This is a genomic window from Alteromonas sp. S015 (genome assembly GCF_036864485.1).
Classification (GTDB): domain Bacteria; phylum Pseudomonadota; class Gammaproteobacteria; order Enterobacterales; family Alteromonadaceae; genus Alteromonas.
On sequence record NZ_JAZETO010000011.1, the window covers coordinates 1 to 16,092 of the forward strand.

13 protein-coding genes are annotated in these 16,092 nt (G+C 43.2%); 6 read left to right on the forward strand and 7 right to left on the reverse strand.

What is annotated here, in order from left to right; translation table 11 throughout:
- Positions 1-335: 335 nt before the first annotated feature.
- A complete protein-coding gene (locus V7R42_RS18145) occupies positions 336-800 on the forward strand; it encodes an RNA recognition motif domain-containing protein (RefSeq protein WP_334021850.1) in 465 nt (154 codons plus the stop codon).
- 80 nt (positions 801-880) lie between these two features.
- Here V7R42_RS18145 and V7R42_RS18150 read toward each other — a convergent pair whose 3' ends face one another.
- Positions 881-2,182 (reverse strand): DUF5610 domain-containing protein, encoded by a 1,302-nt coding sequence (locus V7R42_RS18150; RefSeq protein ID WP_334021853.1) that lies wholly within the window; start codon positions 2,180-2,182, stop codon positions 881-883.
- A 177-nt stretch (positions 2,183-2,359) separates the two neighbouring features.
- Between V7R42_RS18150 and trmA the strand changes: the two genes are divergently transcribed.
- Positions 2,360-3,457, forward strand: a complete 1,098-nt coding sequence (trmA, locus tag V7R42_RS18155) for a tRNA (uridine(54)-C5)-methyltransferase TrmA (protein ID WP_334021855.1) — start codon at positions 2,360-2,362, stop codon at positions 3,455-3,457.
- Between the two features lie 125 nt (positions 3,458-3,582).
- On the opposite strand, the gene fabR is transcribed toward trmA, so the two are convergent.
- Entirely contained in the window at positions 3,583-4,176 is a 594-nt protein-coding gene (fabR, locus tag V7R42_RS18160) for an HTH-type transcriptional repressor FabR (protein WP_334021857.1), read from the reverse strand.
- 341 nt (positions 4,177-4,517) lie between these two features.
- On the opposite strand from fabR, the gene V7R42_RS18165 reads away from it, so the two are divergent.
- Positions 4,518-5,645 carry an acyl-CoA desaturase gene (locus V7R42_RS18165; RefSeq protein ID WP_334021859.1) on the forward strand — a complete coding sequence of 376 codons (1,128 nt, stop codon included), beginning with the start codon at positions 4,518-4,520 and terminating at the stop codon, positions 5,643-5,645.
- 240 nt (positions 5,646-5,885) lie between these two features.
- The gene (sthA, locus tag V7R42_RS18170) at positions 5,886-7,307 is read left to right on the forward strand and encodes a Si-specific NAD(P)(+) transhydrogenase (protein WP_334021862.1); all 1,422 of its coding nucleotides are present in this window, start codon (positions 5,886-5,888) and stop codon (positions 7,305-7,307) included.
- Positions 7,308-7,361: 54 nt separating this feature from the next.
- Here the strand turns inward: sthA and V7R42_RS18175 are convergent, their stop codons facing one another.
- On the reverse strand, positions 7,362-7,667 hold the full coding sequence (locus V7R42_RS18175) for a hypothetical protein (protein ID WP_025254039.1): 306 nt from the start codon (positions 7,665-7,667) through the stop codon (positions 7,362-7,364).
- 114 nt (positions 7,668-7,781) lie between these two features.
- Between V7R42_RS18175 and V7R42_RS18180 the strand changes: the two genes are divergently transcribed.
- The gene (locus tag V7R42_RS18180; RefSeq protein ID WP_334021866.1) at positions 7,782-8,360 is read left to right on the forward strand and encodes a uracil-DNA glycosylase family protein; all 579 of its coding nucleotides are present in this window, start codon (positions 7,782-7,784) and stop codon (positions 8,358-8,360) included.
- Here the strand turns inward: V7R42_RS18180 and V7R42_RS18185 are convergent.
- Complete coding sequence (locus tag V7R42_RS18185) at positions 8,357-10,582, reverse strand: bifunctional diguanylate cyclase/phosphodiesterase (RefSeq protein WP_334021869.1); 2,226 nt, start codon at positions 10,580-10,582, stop codon at positions 8,357-8,359. The genes V7R42_RS18180 and V7R42_RS18185 overlap by 4 nt on opposite strands.
- Positions 10,583-10,796: 214 nt before the next feature.
- Between V7R42_RS18185 and V7R42_RS18190 the strand changes: the two genes are divergently transcribed.
- Positions 10,797-11,633 carry a TIGR03899 family protein gene (locus V7R42_RS18190; protein WP_334022089.1) on the forward strand — a complete coding sequence of 279 codons (837 nt, stop codon included), beginning with the start codon at positions 10,797-10,799 and terminating at the stop codon, positions 11,631-11,633.
- Here the strand turns inward: V7R42_RS18190 and V7R42_RS18195 are convergent.
- The 3 genes from V7R42_RS18195 to V7R42_RS18205 are packed head-to-tail and all read right to left on the reverse strand — an operon-like array spanning position 11,630 to position 15,907.
- The gene (locus V7R42_RS18195) at positions 11,630-12,373 is read right to left on the reverse strand and encodes a phosphoadenylyl-sulfate reductase (RefSeq protein WP_334021871.1); all 744 of its coding nucleotides are present in this window, start codon (positions 12,371-12,373) and stop codon (positions 11,630-11,632) included. The genes V7R42_RS18190 and V7R42_RS18195 overlap by 4 nt on opposite strands.
- Positions 12,363-14,084, reverse strand: a complete 1,722-nt coding sequence (gene cysI, locus V7R42_RS18200) for an assimilatory sulfite reductase (NADPH) hemoprotein subunit (RefSeq protein ID WP_334021874.1) — start codon at positions 14,082-14,084, stop codon at positions 12,363-12,365. Before cysI ends, V7R42_RS18195 begins: the two co-directional genes overlap by 11 nt.
- On the reverse strand, positions 14,084-15,907 hold the full coding sequence (locus tag V7R42_RS18205; protein ID WP_334021877.1) for an assimilatory sulfite reductase (NADPH) flavoprotein subunit: 1,824 nt from the start codon (positions 15,905-15,907) through the stop codon (positions 14,084-14,086). The genes cysI and V7R42_RS18205 overlap by 1 nt, the downstream gene beginning before the upstream one ends.
- Positions 15,908-16,092: the final 185 nt, after the last annotated feature.

The following is a 16,092-nucleotide window of genomic DNA, read 5'->3' on the forward strand; positions in this document are numbered from 1 at the left end:
TTACATCGTTTATTTTCGATGTCAACCATGTTTTTAAACTTTTTATTTGTTTGAAAACTTGGTTTCGCACTTGTTGCTAAGTTGGCTTTGTTTTTCTCGAAGCCCCCTCAGAACGTGGAGCGCATTATAGATACCTCTCTTGAAAGATCAACACTTAAATTGGATTTTTTTGCTTTTTAAGCCACTTTTGTTGCTAACCGCTCATTTCTGCATCATTTCTAGCAACTCAATCCATCTTTAGACTAGTTTTTTCACATTTTATTGTTCAATTTGTTACAAATGAGTAAACTATAACCAGCCTCCAACACCATAATAAACAATAGAAAGGTAGGTATATGAAAGTAGGCTTTATTCAATGCGCTGTTATTAGCGCTATTTTTGCGATTGCAGGTTATTTGTTATTTTCTTCTGCTAGTTTAAACGTCCATGTTCCATTAACTGTATCAGCAGCTCTGCTGATTAGCGGTATTGTTACTCCTTGGCTAGCGTCTCTTATTCAAAGTCCATCTTCCTCAGATGCCAGAGCACATTCTAATGAAGGATCGGTAGAAACTTTATATGTGGGTAATTTGCCTTATAGAGCAAACGAGAACGCAGTAAAAGAGTACTTCAGTAGCTTTATCGAAGTGCAATCGGTTCGTTTAATGAAGGATCGTAAAACTGGAAAACGGAAAGGTTACGGTTTTATAGAGGTTATAACAAACGATCTTGATAGTGTTATTGATAAAACTAACGACTCTATTTTCCAAGAACGAACGCTTAAAGTTCGCCCGGCAAAAGACAAAGTCGAACACGTCTAATTATACAATAACGGTGTGTATGCTACAAAAAAGCCCGGTTAGCTTTCGCTTCCGGGCTTTTTTATGAGTAATATGATCAGTTATTCACTCGTCTCAGCAGTTTGAGGAAGTCCATTAAGTAACGTTTGATTGAAAGCGTGGAACCTATTTATAGCCGATATCAGATCGGGTACCTGCACATCTTCCATTTCGTTAATCAAACCCGCTATTAAAGCGTTATAGTCTTCGTTACTTCCCAGCGTACTTTCAGCGTTAGCAAAAGTATCCATCATCTTTTCTAGATATTGCGCTATGGGGCTAACTACATTTCCAAACTTCGCATTATCACTTTTCTCTTCATTATAATGCTGAATGTTCTCATAAGTCTTTAACACTTCGGTTTGTGTTGTTCTGTTTAACTGTAACGCATAACCAACCAGTTCTTTGTCGTCAAAGCCTAAACTTAGCGCCTCTTCAAATGCTTTATCAATGTCTCCATTGTAGAAGGTGTCAGCAAGATCCTGGACTTGCCCAACCAAATCAGCTATCGACTTCAACTCATCTTCATCAAGCTCACCTTTCAATGAGAAGCTAATACCGCTTCGTTCATAGTATTGGTATGACGTCTTTTCTGTAAAAGACGCGGCAAAGCTATTTTCACTTGGCTCACCGCTTCCGCTGCGTTGCTCCTGACTTTCTTGAACTCGGAAGCTACGTTGCTGAGAGGCTTGAAACGAACGAAGACTCTCAAAGCTAAAGGTAACTTCATCTCCATCTTTAGTTCTAATCACCAAACTACCGCTCCTCTCATCTGATCCTGCTATGGCATTTAATGATGAAAAGGAGACGGCATTAGGTTGTTGGCGACCAAATATTTCGTTTTCTAGATCGTTAATACCTGTGTCGATGAGATCGCGACTTTTTAATATTCCTTGCTCAATCTCTTCATTCATAAATCCAGCAAGATCTTTTTCAGCCATCTCGAAACCACGCATTACCCCTTCTCTCGCTTGGCTGAATAAACTATTAAGCTTTTCTTCGCTAGCACCGTCATTTGCCGCACCTCTAATGACACCACCTACGAATTTAAGTACATTTCTGGCTACTTTTTCAAAATCGAACAAACCGCTCGACTTCTCTTCAAGGTTTTTCTCTTTGGTTTCTTGTGGCTTTTGGCCATTCAATTCCAACGCTTGGTAAAGACTACTACTCACCACGCGAAAACCTATGCTAGTTTGGCTACTTGAAACAGATACTGATGCCGATTGTTGTTTCGAAAACTCAGCGGCTTGCTGCAATCCATCTTGCTGTAACTGCTTTTTAAACATGTCGTTCGGGTGAACTGATGCCTTTTGATCTGCTTTTTGATCACCCATAAAAGCCTTAATTTGACCCACGTTCATAATTTGATCCTCACTATCCCCAATCTTATTATCGGCAAAGAATCAATATTGTTTAATTTTAATACAACTTTTTTTACTGTCACTTCCTTAATACGTGCCGCTGAAGTAGATACCTCTTGTTGCAGTTATTTTTTAAGAGACTACAATTCGCGACCTCAACATTGAATGGAGAATTTTATGTCCCCGACCGAACACCAACGCTATCAAGCTCAGTTAGACGAAAAAGTAACTCGCCTTACTGCGTTACTTTCTCCATTTAATGCGCCTGCACTTTCTGTATTTCCATCGCAGCCAACGCACTACCGTATGCGTGCCGAGTTTAGAATATGGCATGAGGGCGATGATTTATTTCACATCATGTTCAATCAGGAAACGAAAGAGAAGTATCGCGTAGATAGTTTCCCTCCTGCATGCAAAACAATAAACGATGCTATGGCATTGTTACTTGAAGAAATAAGACCAAATGAAGCGCTAAGAAAGAAACTATTTCAAATCGACTATCTTTCTGCGCTATCTGGTGAACTTGTTATCAGCCTTCTTTATCATCGCCAGCTAGATGATAAATGGGAGCGGGCTGCAAATGAATTAAAAATGACACTAGAGGCTCACTTTCCGAAAGTAAACATCATTGGCCGCGCAAGAAAGCAAAAGCTTATTATCGAAAACGATTTTGTTATTGAGCGTTTACCGGTAAACGGTAAAGAATTCATTTTTAAGCACATCGAAAATAGCTTCACCCAGCCTAACGCTGAAGTGAACTGTAAAATGATTGAATGGGCGCTAGATTGTGTAAAGCCGCTCTCGGGAGATTTGCTGGAGATGTATTGCGGCGCGGGAAACTTTTCACTGCCACTAGCGCTTCATTTCGACAACGTCGTGGGTACCGAAATAGCAAAGCCTTCTGTGCAAGCAGCGCAGTTTAATATTGAGCAAAACCAACTTAACAATGTGAAGATTGTCAGATTGGCCGCTGAAGAATTCACTCAGGCAATGAAGGGCGAGCGCACATTTAGCCGCTTAGAAGGCATTGATCTAAGTACATACAATTTCACTACTGTGTTAGTCGATCCACCGAGAGCTGGATTAGATGAAGACTCGCTACGAATGATTCAGGATTACGATAATATCGTGTATATCTCGTGTAACCCTGAAACCTTGGCGCAAAACCTTGAGCTTTTGAGTGAAACTCACGACGTTGCTCAATCGGCGCTATTCGATCAATTTCCTTTCACTCATCATATTGAGGCAGGCGTTTTACTAACACGCAAAGGCTAGTTTACGTGTAAGCCGATAAGGCCTTTCGTAAAGGAAAAGGCCTTTTAAGTTAATCATTCCGCATTTAATAGCTTCCATTGAAGTCCATATTTAGACTTCGAAAGCCGACTGCTTTGATTTAATTATTACTTTTTCTGTGTCGCGCCCACTTGAACAAAGCGAAGTTGCGCTTTCACTCTTTCACCAATTTCTCGACGTAGTTTGTCGTCAGCTTCTAGAGCCTCTGCTCCAGCACTAAATACTAGCCTTACCATGGCATCAGCTTGAAGCTGAGCACACGCATATTCCACACCCTGCTGTTCAATAATATAGTCGGTTAACTCGTCGATAAAATGTTGAATCTCTCTGAAAACTGCTAGTCGATAAGCTGACGACGTACCGGTATGCTCGCGCAGCAATAGACGGAACACGTTAGTATTGGCAGCGATGAACTCCATGAAAGTTTCAACTGAGGTATGAATAACACCTCCACCAGAGGCAATGCGTCGTCTTGCCTGACGCATGAGCTGGCGCAACGCTAAACCGGCTTCATCTACCAGCGTTAAACCCAATTCATCCATATCTTTGAAGTGTCGGTAAAAAGACGTAGGTGCTATACCCGCTTCCCGAGCAACTTCGCGCAAACTGATTGCCGATAAGCTGCGGTTCTCATCTAACAGTGAAAACGCAGCATGGATGATATTTTGACGGGTTTTTAATTTCTGTTCTTGTCGACTCACATTCGCACCATTGGTTGATTAGCTTTTAACGGCCTGATGATTTGTAGCGCTCGATATTGAAGCCCTAGCGTCATCTGAGTAACCATAAACTCAATCAAACTTCGCACATCAAAGACTAGCGCGGTTAGTTTATCTCAACACACACCCGTGGGGAAAGAGAAACAGAATCAACTCTTTTATAAACAAGCATTAAGCAGAAAAATCCTCAAATAACGAGCGCTTCAGCGTAGCTTTACTATAATTAAATTTCACACATGTAAGCAGAACTAATCGGGGTTTTGCTTGCCTGAAGCCTCGTAAAACGATAAATTAGCGAACAGTTGTAAGCCAAGTTGTATAAAATGAAAAAACCTCCTCTTATCCTTACTAATGTGCTGGTATTTATTATATCTGGCGCTATTGCGTTTATTGGTGTGCCGCTATGGGTGGCGTATCAAGGCATCGATTGGGCAGAAATCGGTGCGGCTATATTCCTGTTTTATTTCACCGGTATGTCGATAACTGCCGGCTATCACCGCTTATGGTCGCATAAAACTTACGATGCCAATGTGGTTGTTAGAGTGATTCTTGCGATTGGTGGTGCCATGGCGTTGCAAAATAGTATTCTGCACTGGTCGTCAGATCATCGCGTTCATCATCGTCATGTTGATGACAACGACAAAGACCCCTACTCAGCGAAGAAAGGCCTTTGGTTTGCACACATCGGCTGGATGTTGCGCGAGTATCAAGCAAAACGTTACGACGACTACAGCAACTGTAAAGATTTACAAAAAGATAAGGTAGTAATGTGGCAACACAACTATTATTTACCTATCGTATTGGCAGCCAACTTCGGGATCACGGGCCTACTGGGCTATTTAAATGGTGACGTGTTAGGCATGATTTTAGTGGCCGGAGTACTTCGCCTAGTGCTAGTTCACCATGTGACCTTTTTCATTAATTCTCTTGCTCACTTTTGGGGTAGCCAGCCTTACACTGACAAGAATACGGCACGCGATAACAGCATTCTTGCTTTCTTTACCTTTGGTGAGGGCTATCACAATTACCATCACATTTTTGAATACGACTACCGTAATGGTATTCGCTGGTATCAGTTTGATCCTACAAAATGGCTAATTAGAGGATTATCACTGGTCGGTCTTACATCAAATCTTCGCAAGGTACCAGAAGAGCGCATAGAGAAAGCATTGGCGGCAATGCAGCTGCAAAGAGCAAGCGAAAAAGTATCGCTACTGCCTAATGCTGAAGAGATGATGCACACCATTCAAGAAGAGTACGACTTGTTAATACAGCGCATGAGTGAATACTACGCCACAAAAAAACGCGTGATGCGCGTTAAACAACGCACCTTAAAGCGCAGTATCGAAGGGCTAGAGCTTGCGTATAAATACAAAGAGTTAAAGCATGCGTTTGCTGTTCAAAAAGAAAAATGGACGCAATTGCAGAGCTTGTCACTTCAAATGGCGTAAACACCTTCTTTGTCTTTAATATTTGTAAAAAACCACATAAGTCTATGCTTATGTGGTTTTTTTTGATCTATAGTTGGAATGACACATCAAGTAAGGTAGTTATACTAGAGTTTGTTGAGCTGAGATATAAGACTTGGCTTCATTCTAAGCTTAAATATTCAAGCTACATCATTGAATTATCATGGCGGTGATTGCGATTTCAAACGCCACATCATAGAAGTAACAATACGGGAAAGTAACATGGCAACGAAGCAAAAAACAAAGGCTCCATCGTATCACTATGACGCAATAGTTATTGGTACAGGTCCAGGTGGAGAAGGCGTTGCAATGCAGCTTGCCAAAGCGGGAAAAAAAGTGGCGGTTGTAGAGCGATATGAGGCAGTGGGAGGTGGTTGTACCCATTGGGGTACTATTCCATCAAAAGCCCTTCGTCACTCCGTCAGTCGTCTTATTGAATACAACTCATCGCCCCTATTTGCCGACAATCACTTGAGTAAAAGCCTTACTTTTTCTGATATTATGCGTCACGCAAGCGGTGTTGTGAAAAGCCAAACGCGACTTCGCTCTTCTTTTTATGATAGAAACCGCGTTACCCTTTTTCACGGTGAAGCCAGTTTCGTAGATGCGCATACGTTAGAGATAACCCGTAAAGATGGTTCGAAAGATACTGTCACTGCGGGTCAAATTGCTATCGCAACCGGTTCACGTCCTTACTGCCCAAAAGATATCGACTTCAACCACCCACGCATTTATAACTCAGACACTATCTTATCTTTAGATCACGATCCCAAATCTATTATCATTTATGGCGCAGGGGTTATTGGCTCCGAATATGCGAGCATTTTTAGAGGGCTAGGCGTAAAAGTTGACCTTGTTAACATGCGTGATCGCTTACTGTCATTTCTGGATGACGAGATCTCTGACGCATTAAGCTACCACTTGTGGAATAACGGCGTTCTTATTCGCCACAACGAAACCTACTCTTCAGTTGAAGCAACCGATGATTCTGTGATTTTAAACTTAGAATCAGGTAAGCGCATGCGTGCTGATTGCCTATTATTTGCTAACGGGCGCACGGGTAACACAGATACACTTAAACTCGAGAACATTGGTTTAAAAGCAGATAGCAGGGGCCAGCTCAGAGTTAATGAAAATTATCAGACTGACGTAGACAACGTGTTCGCTGTTGGAGATGTGATTGGTTATCCAAGCCTAGCATCAGCAGCCTATAACCAAGGCCGCTTCGCCGCAGAGGCTATGCTTGGCATAAAAACCCATTCAGCGTTGGTAGAAGATATTCCGTCTGGCATATATACCATCCCCGAGATTAGCTCTGTAGGTAAAACAGAGCAAGAACTTACCGCTGCAAAAGTGCCTTATGAGGTGGGAAGAGCCCAGTTTAAACACTTGGCCAGAGCGCAAATTGCGTCGACACAAACTGGCAGCCTGAAAATCTTATTTCATCGCGAAACAAAAGAGATCTTAGGGATTCATTGCTTCGGTGAACGTGCTTCTGAAATTGTTCACATCGGTCAAGCTATCATGCAGCAAAAAGGCGAAGGCAATACTATAGATTACTTCGTTAACACTACATTTAACTATCCGACCATGGCAGAAGCTTATCGAGTTGCTGCTATTAATGGACTTAATAGAATTTTCTAACTGATACAAAAAAGCCGGCGAAATTGTCGCCGGCTTCTGTGTGATAACTAAAAATTAGTTACGGTTCGCAGCAAGCGCGTTAAGCGAGTCTTTGTGTGCTACGATGTCGATGTGCATATTTTCTTGATCGAATGTCATTGTTGCAATGGCGTAGTCACCTTGACTTTCGCTTGCAATGTCGATCAGCTTTGCTTGTGCATCACGGAACCTAATGTTGTTGCCGATTTGATCCGACATACATTGGTTATTCATTTCGAATGTTTTCGCATCCATGCAATCGAAAAGCTGGTTCTCACCAGATTCCGCATGCGCAATACCAAAGGCTGCTGATAGAGCTAATGTTAGTACTACTTTACGCATGTTTCTTCTCCTGTGTTACAGTCTACTACTGTCACTGTTAAACATACTGTATATACATTAGATAGTCAAATTTAGATCATACAATTGTGACAAAAGTATTACAAAGAGAATTTTTTGGAGAAAAATGTGAAAGGCCACGATGCTCTGGTGGTTAAAGCAAGAAACTGCCAGTTATGTACTTCTCATTTACCCCATCAACCCAACCCTATATTTAGCACTGCCCCATCGACTAAAGTACTTATTATTGGGCAAGCTCCAGGGTTAAAAGCTCACGAACGCAATATTGCGTTTGATGATCCTAGCGGGGAACGATTACGCGATTGGTTGTCAGTGTCTAGAGATACCTTTTACAATCCGCACTTAATCTCTGTTATGCCAATGGGCTTTTGCTTTCCTGGGTATAAAAATGGCGCCGATGCTCCACCGCGAAAAGAGTGTGCACCTGCGTGGCACGATGAGTTTCTTTTCTATTTAAAACCTAAAGTAACGCTTTATATAGGACGGTACTCGCAGCAGTATTATCTTCCACAATTCAAAACGCTCACTGAGGCTGTGCGGGCGCCGTCTGACTCCCATTTTGTATTGCCTCACCCATCTGGTAGAAACAATCGATGGCTGGCTAAGAATTCTTGGTTCGAACTGGAGATCCTTCCTGTCCTAAAGCGCACTATTGCGTCTGTTTTGTCCGATTAATCTTGTTCTTCAAGAAACGTAAAAAGCGCGTCGAACGGCATCGGCTTCGCATACAAGTAACCTTGAGCCTCGTCGCACCCTAGTTTAATCATGTAACTCGCCTGCTCTCGCTTCTCTACACCTTCTGCAATAGTTAATAAGCCTAGCTTATTCCCCAAGGTCACAATGGTTTCTGCAAGTACAGCACTGGCTCCGGGTTTAATATCTTTGATAAAAGAGCGATCTACCTTTAACCGGTCTAACGGCAGCTGCTGTAGATAACTCATTGAAGAAAAGCCTGTCCCAAAGTCGTCAATGGCTATTTTAATGCCAAATTCTTTTAACGAACGCAGGGCGTCTATCACGATTTGCGGTTCATCCATCACTACGCTTTCTGTTATCTCTAGCTCCAAAAGGTTGGGGTCACAGTTTGCATTAGAAAGCGCATGCTTCACTTTGTCTACAAATAGCCTGTCACGGAACTGCGGAATGGAGATGTTAACGGCAACTCTTAGGTGGCCGTAGCCTTTCTCTTTCAACTCCTGAAGACGACGGCATGACTCTTCTAGCACCCATTCACCGATATCTACGATAAGACCTGAATATTCGGCAAGCGGTACAAACACCGCGGGTGAAATGTATCCCCCTTCCCCATTGGGCCAGCGTAGTAAGCCTTCCATGCCAACAACTTTTTCATTCAGTAAGTCCACTTGCGGCTGAAACCACAATTCCAGCTTTCTTGCTGCAAAGTCGCTGCGAAGCTTTCGAATCATATCTAGACGCCAAGTCGTCTGATCTTCAATGTCTTTGGCGTAATATTCAAAGTTGTCAGTCAGGTTTTTCTTTGCTCGGTTTAGCGCAATATTAGTACGCTTCAAGATCTCAATGCCGATGTGGCGCTTATTATCTAACTTGCACAATCCAAGGGTGATGTTTACCGGAAGGGTGTGATCACCGACTTGAAACGAAGACTGGAAAATATCATTGATAGACTTTGGGCACACCAGTTCGTCAGGGCCGATAAGTCCAAAAACATCGGCGCCTATGCGGCCTTTTTTCACTATGCTGTCAAAAGAAGATTGAAAGCGCTCGCTGATTGCACGTAGCAGTTCGTTACCAACTTCTTGCCCTAACCCATCGTTAATATCAGAGAAATGGTTTACATCGATAAGGGCTACGCTGTAATTCTCTCCCGCAAACAAATTGGGTTTATCTAACATATTGATAAATTCGTTGCGGTTAGGCAGACGGGTTAACCAATCTCGAAATGCGGCGTTTCTCAACTCGTGGAAGAGATTAACGTTTTCGTACCCCACGGAAATACTAGATAGAAAAACCTCAAGCAAGTGCTTATCTAATTCACTAATTTCATGGGTTTGTCGAACAAACACCGCTGCTTCAAAACCTGCGCGACTAATATAGAGCACTGAGCAACTGGGTTCAAAAATGTGCTTTTTAAGACGTAGGCAACGGCCAATATTCTCTTCAATTTCAATGTTTTTGAGTGTGAATACAGGCTGGTTAATAAATTTCGCATACTCCCCTGCTGCGCCAAGTACGTAAACCTCTTCATCCTCTCGATCTAGCAAAGAACCGGCTCTTGCACAGAGTAACCCCTCGGAATCTAAGCCAATAAGCGAACTAATCTGAGTAACTACGCCTTCACAAAATTCTTTTACCGAGTGCTCTTCAAACAAATTGGCTGAAGAAGTGATTATTTTTTCTAAACCAGCACGACTTTGACTAATCGTTATAATCTGCTGATAGGAGCGAAGTGAGGAAATAATAGTGGTGAGTAATTTAGCGCGAGTAAGTTCGGTTTTGGTTTTATAGTCGTTGATATCGTAGACTTTAATGACTTGCTCTTCAGGCGCGTAGCCGGGTTGCCCTGTGCGTAGTATAATGCGAGGTTCAACTAGTTTCATGTCCTCGCGGATGTATTTAACGACATCAAAGCCCGCGTGGTCGGTCTCCATAACCACATCGAGCAAAATAATGGCAATACTACTGCCATATTCGTGAAGCATTTCTTTGGCTTGTTTCGCAGAGTAAGCGTGAATAAAGTTTAATTTTCGATCATTTACAATGAGATCGGAAAGCGCGAGACGCGTTACGGTATGAATCTCTTCATCGTCATCGACAATAAGAATGTTCCAGTCTTTGCCCAACAAAACTTGTTCTTCAACTGAACCATCATCATCTAAAAAAATTAACTCGTCGTTATCGTAATCCATTGCCGACATTACCGCTCATTTCCTCGATACAAACAAAACAAGAATGCGCTACTTATTGTATAAAGGCAACGATTACATTGATAATTGGATTTCGCAATGCAATAGTGCTCTTATGTTACATGCCATTTTACATTCGATCATTTAAGCATTTATGAAGATTACATCTCAGCACTTTTCTCCTGAAATCAAAAAGCCCCAAGCATCAGAAGAGAAGACTGTAAAGATAACAGTCGATTCGCCTGCGGCTGAAAAAGCGGCCAGCGACGCAAAAAAAACCGATGCTAGTCGTCAACGCATGCTTTTGTGGTTTGCCAGAGTGGGGATTAGCCCCTCTATGATGTCTCCTGATCCTAAAAAGCAAAAGCACGCGCTAGAACGAAGACAACAAATTTTAGAAACTCAAAAGGCGAGCAATCTTCAAGCTGTATTAAATATAGCATTAAATGTGACGATCAACGAACAAACTAGCGATAATCTTGATCCCGACTGGTTTTTCACATTTAGTACAATGGCGGAGGAAATTTACAGTCCGCCCATGCAGGAATTATGGGGTAAGATTTTTGCCGTTGAGGTAGCACGCCCGGGTAGTTTTTCACTTCGCACCCTACAGTTATTAAAGACCCTAACGCACAGGGATGCGCAAATATTCAACAAAGCAGTCAATGTGGCGAGTAGAAGAAATAACGATGCGGTTCCCCGCATATTGGTAGGATATCACAGGCGCAAAGGCTTCTTTTCCTTGTTCAGACGTCCTGTTCCCGAGCAGATCAATTTAGCTAATGTAGGATTGAGCTACCCTGACCTGTTGTCTTTACAAGAAATGAAGTTGATCTACACAAGCGAAATCGAAAGCGCGGAATATAATGAAGGTCAGCAAGAAACGTGGCGATGTGTTAATGAAAATATCTCGTTAACAAGCAAAACGTCAGGAGTTGCTTTGGTTTATTACAAATTTACTTCTGTAGGTAGTGAGCTGTATAAATTAGTGACAAAATCGCCTAATGAAACGTATTTGACTAGCATCAAATTGGTGTTAGGCGAGGTATTTAACGTTAGTTAAATACCGTCACCAAACTCGTGCAATCCACACTCACGTTTCAAACCAAAGAAGCGCGTGTCTTGTTCACTCATCCCCTCTTGAAGAGATTGCGTAGTATGCCAATCGCCGATGGATACATACCCTTGCTCCCAGAGCGGATGATAAGATAAGTTATTATCTTTTAAGTAATAATGTAGGTCTTTGTTACTCCAATCAATGATTGGGTACAGTTTAAACTGTTTCCCTACTTTTTGTAGAACCGGAAGCTTTCCCCTGGTATCCGATTGGCTTCGGCGTAGGCCCGCAAACCATGTACCTACATCAAGATCACCCAACGCACGCTGCATAGGCTCGACTTTGTTCATTTTGTTGTATTTTTCAATACCTTCAATGCCTTGTTCCCAAAGTCTGCCAAAGCGCGCTTCCTGCCATGCAGAAGACATATCGGCACTGTACACGTGAAGATTTAACTTCAGCTTCTCTACAAGCTCATCAATAAACTTGTAAGTTTCAGGAAAAAGATAACCTGTATCGGTAAGCACAACTGGAATATCCGGTTGTGCCTGAGTAAGCATATGCAGCATAACCGCCGACTGTGCTCCGAAGCTCGAAGACACAATATGAGTATCGGGCAAGTTGTCCAACGCCCAAGCAACTCGCTCTTGCGCTGTCATTTTCTCCAACGTCTCATTGATATCAGCAAAGGCTTCCTTACTGATATCGAGCGTTAAAGGCTGCTTTATCGCTGTATTATTCGTCATAGAAATCCCGTGCGGAGTCTACTACTGGTTTTACAACACCAGCGCGAACCACGTAATCACCAAATGCTTCACCCGCTTCACGTTCTTTAGCCCACTGGCCAAGTAGTGAATCGAGTTCTGCCATGATTTCCTGTTCGCTTATGTTTTCTCGATACATACGTGGAATACGCGTACCTTCTCGGTTTCCACCCAAGTGCAAATTGTATTTGCCTGGCCCCTTACCTACCAAGCCAACTTCAGACAACATTGCGCGACCACAGCCATTCGGGCAGCCTGTTACACGGAAGATAACGCTGTCTTCTTCTAAGCCGTGTTTAGCTAGCAAGCCTTCTAACTCTGTTACGGCATCAGGCAAGTAACGTTCAGCCTCTGCCATGGCGAGTGGACAAGTTGGCAATGCAACACAGGCCATTGAATCTAGTCGCTGGTTAGAAATTGATGGTGCTATTAATCCATGTTCACGGGCTAACGCTTCAATTTTGTCTTTGTGTTGCGCCGCTACACCGGCAATAATCAAATTCTGGTTTGCCGTTAAGCGAAAATCCCCTTTGTGGATTTTGGCAATTTCGGCACAGCCTGTTTTTAACGTTTTACCTGGGTAATCTAATATACGGCCGTTCTCAATAAATACAGTTAGGTGGTATTTACCATCAATGCCTTCAACCCAGCCAAAGCGATCTCCACGACCCGTAAATTCATACGGTCGGCTGTCTTGGAATGTCACACCTGCGCGCTTTTCAACTTCAGCTTTAAAGTTGTCTACCCCTACACGCTCTAAGGTATATTTGGTTTTCGCGTTCTTACGGTTAACCCGGTTCCCCCAATCACGCTGTGTCGTAACAACTGCAGCAGCAACGTCTAGCGTATTTTCAAGCGGAATAAATCCGAAGTCAGAGGCTTTACGCGGATACGTGCTCTTGTCGCCATGAGTCATGGCGAGGCCACCGCCAACAAGTACGTTAAAACCAACTAGCTGGCCGTTTTCTGCAATCGCAACAAAGTTGAGATCGTTCGCATGAACATCAACATCGTTTTGCGGAGGAATAACCACCGTCGTTTTAAACTTACGCGGTAGGTAGTTATCACCCAAAATGGGCTCCACGGGCTTCTCAGTAGTTTCGACCTTCTCACCGTCTAACCAAATTTCAGCATACGCACGAGTTTTTGGAAGTAAGTGCTCACTTATCTTCTTAGCCCATTCAAATGCCTGAAGATGTAGCTCAGATTCAACCGGGTTAGAGGTACATAGTACATTCCGGTTTACGTCCCCTGCCGTAGCAATAGAGTCGATGCCCACTTTGTTCAGCATTTGGTGCATAGACTTAATCTTAGGCTTTAACACACCGTGAAACTGGAACGTTTGACGGGTAGTTAAACGAATACTGCCATACATGGTGTGATCGGCGGCAAACTTATCAATCGCTAACCATTGGTCGGGCGTAATAACACCACCCGGTAAACGCGCGCGCAACATCACATTGTGAAGCGGCTCGAGTTTCTGCTTTGCACGTTCAGCGCGAATATCACGGTCGTCTTGTTGGTACATACCGTGGAAGCGAATAAGCTGGAAGTTATCTGCCGTAAATCCACCGGTTAGATCATCTTTAAGATCGGTAGTAATGGTGCCACGCAAATTGTTACTTTCGCGCTTTAGGCGCTCGTTGTCAGCCAGTTTGCCCTCAACGATAAATGGTGATTTTTCGTTACTCATTAATAGACATCCTTCTGATAACGTTTCGCTTTTCGCAACTCTACAACATAGGCTTTTGCATCGGCCTCAGACTTACCGCCGTGCTCTTGCACAATACTAATTAGGGCGTTCTCTACATCTTTCGCCATGTGCATTGCATCGCCACACACATAGAAGTGTGCGCCCTGCTCCAGCCATTCGTACACTTCTTTACCGTTTTCTAGTAAACGATGTTGAACATATACTTTTTCTTCTTGGTCACGAGAGAATGCCAGCGTGATTTTGTCTAGCAGACCTTCTTTAACGTAACTTTGCCATTCCACCTGATATAGAAAGTCTTGGGTGAAATGAGGGTTACCAAAAAACAACCAATTTTTGCCTTCAGCACCTTGTACATCACGCTCTTGCATAAACGATCTAAACGGCGCAATACCCGTGCCCGGACCAACCATAATGACTGGAGTATTAGGATCAGCTGGTAAACGGAAGTTATCGTTACTTTCTACGAATACTTCGACATCGCCATTTTCTTCTAAATACTCACACAAAAAGCCAGACGCGCCACCTTGATGACGGTGTCCAAACGCTTCATAGTCGACGTGAGCTACCGTTAAATGCACTTCTTCTTCCACTTCGGCTTGGCTTGATGCTATAGAATACAAACGAGGCGTTAGTGGTCTCAAAGCATCGACAAGCTGCTGTTCAGAAAGTTTACCCGGATGATCGCGAACTATATCAATGATTTGACGCTCAGCCATGTAAGTACGTAGCTGCGCTTTATCTTCCATTAGTGCAGCCAGCGACTCAGAGCCCGTTGCCTCTTGATATGACTTAATGAAATTAGGGTAGCTTAGTGTTAATTCAAGCTTTGACGTTAACGCTTCGGTGAGTGACATGGTCGCGTCAGCCACAGATACTTCTGCATTACCGTCGAGTGACAAAATGCTTATAAGCTCTGATACCAAAGATGCTGCGTTCTTAAACCACACGCCCAATGCGTCACCAGGCTGATAGGTAATACCGCTGTCTTCGAGGCTTATCTCAATATGACGTATATCTTTAACGGAATCACGGCCAGTGATCTTTTGTGCGTCAATTAAGGTCGCTTTAAACGGCGCTTTTTTGGTGTAAGTCTGCGCTGCTAGACTTTGTACTGCCGCGCCAGTTTGCGCCGCTACAGCTGCTTGTGGAGCAGCACTAAAATCGTCTTTTAGTGAGTCGATTAGCTTGCTCAGCCATGCCTCGGCTTCCGCTTCATAGTCGACGTCACAATCTAGTCGCTCAACAATGGCTTTGCCGCCGAGTTTACCTATGCGTTCATCGAAGTCTTTACCCGTTTGGCAGAAAAACTCGTAGCTACTGTCACCCAAGCCTAAAACGGCATACTTGGTATTAGCTAGCTTCGGGGCTTTTTTACCCGCCAAGAATTCATGTAGCTCAATAGCATCGTCTGGCGCATCGCCTTCACCATGGGTACTTACAAATACCGCAAGGTGAGTTTCTGCTTTTAAGTTACGCGGCTTGTAATCAGCCATGCTAACTAGCTTACTGTTAAAGCCCGCTTCTTCAGCTTTCGCTTGGCATTGTGCAGCAACACCTTTTGCATTACCGGTTTGTGAACCGTACAAAATAGTAAGCGTTGGCGCGTCACCCGCTACTGCAGGAGTGCCTTGCATCGTTGGTGCAACCGAACCACCTTGCGCAGCAGCCATGCCCGCAGCATAACCACTTACCCAAGTAAGTTGATCACGATTTAAGCCTGCAATGGCTTGCGTTATGGCATTCCACTGCTGTTCGTTTAATACCGCGCCTGGCGCTGAGTTCGAATTAGAATCTTGTGACATAGTCTTTTAGCCTTTTATCAATGGCGCTAAGGCTAACGGCTTTCTTCAAGAAGAGAAAAGAATAAATGAAACTTTTTTATTACTGAAAGTGCTAATGACTGTGTGAATAGGTAATAAAACCTTTGAATTTAAGTATGGACCAACAAAAAAGGCGTGACTGCAATAGCAGGCACGCCCTTTACAAT

Bases quoted from the DNA above. Each gene is read 5' to 3' on its own strand.
- V7R42_RS18185 (WP_334021869.1), bottom strand. From the start codon at position 10,582: ATGTCGGCAATGGATTACGATAACGACGAGTTAATTTTTTTAGATGAT.
- V7R42_RS18175 (WP_025254039.1), bottom strand. From the start codon at position 7,667: ATGCGTAAAGTAGTACTAACATTAGCTCTATCAGCAGCCTTTGGTATT.
- trmA (WP_334021855.1), top strand. From the start codon at position 2,360: ATGTCCCCGACCGAACACCAACGCTATCAAGCTCAGTTAGACGAAAAA.
- V7R42_RS18165 (WP_334021859.1), top strand. From the start codon at position 4,518: ATGAAAAAACCTCCTCTTATCCTTACTAATGTGCTGGTATTTATTATA.
- cysI (WP_334021874.1), bottom strand. From the start codon at position 14,084: ATGAGTAACGAAAAATCACCATTTATCGTTGAGGGCAAACTGGCTGAC.
- sthA (WP_334021862.1), top strand. From the start codon at position 5,886: ATGGCAACGAAGCAAAAAACAAAGGCTCCATCGTATCACTATGACGCA.
- V7R42_RS18145 (WP_334021850.1), top strand. From the start codon at position 336: ATGAAAGTAGGCTTTATTCAATGCGCTGTTATTAGCGCTATTTTTGCG.
- V7R42_RS18205 (WP_334021877.1), bottom strand. From the start codon at position 15,907: ATGTCACAAGATTCTAATTCGAACTCAGCGCCAGGCGCGGTATTAAAC.
- V7R42_RS18150 (WP_334021853.1), bottom strand. From the start codon at position 2,182: ATGAACGTGGGTCAAATTAAGGCTTTTATGGGTGATCAAAAAGCAGAT.
- V7R42_RS18195 (WP_334021871.1), bottom strand. From the start codon at position 12,373: ATGACGAATAATACAGCGATAAAGCAGCCTTTAACGCTCGATATCAGT.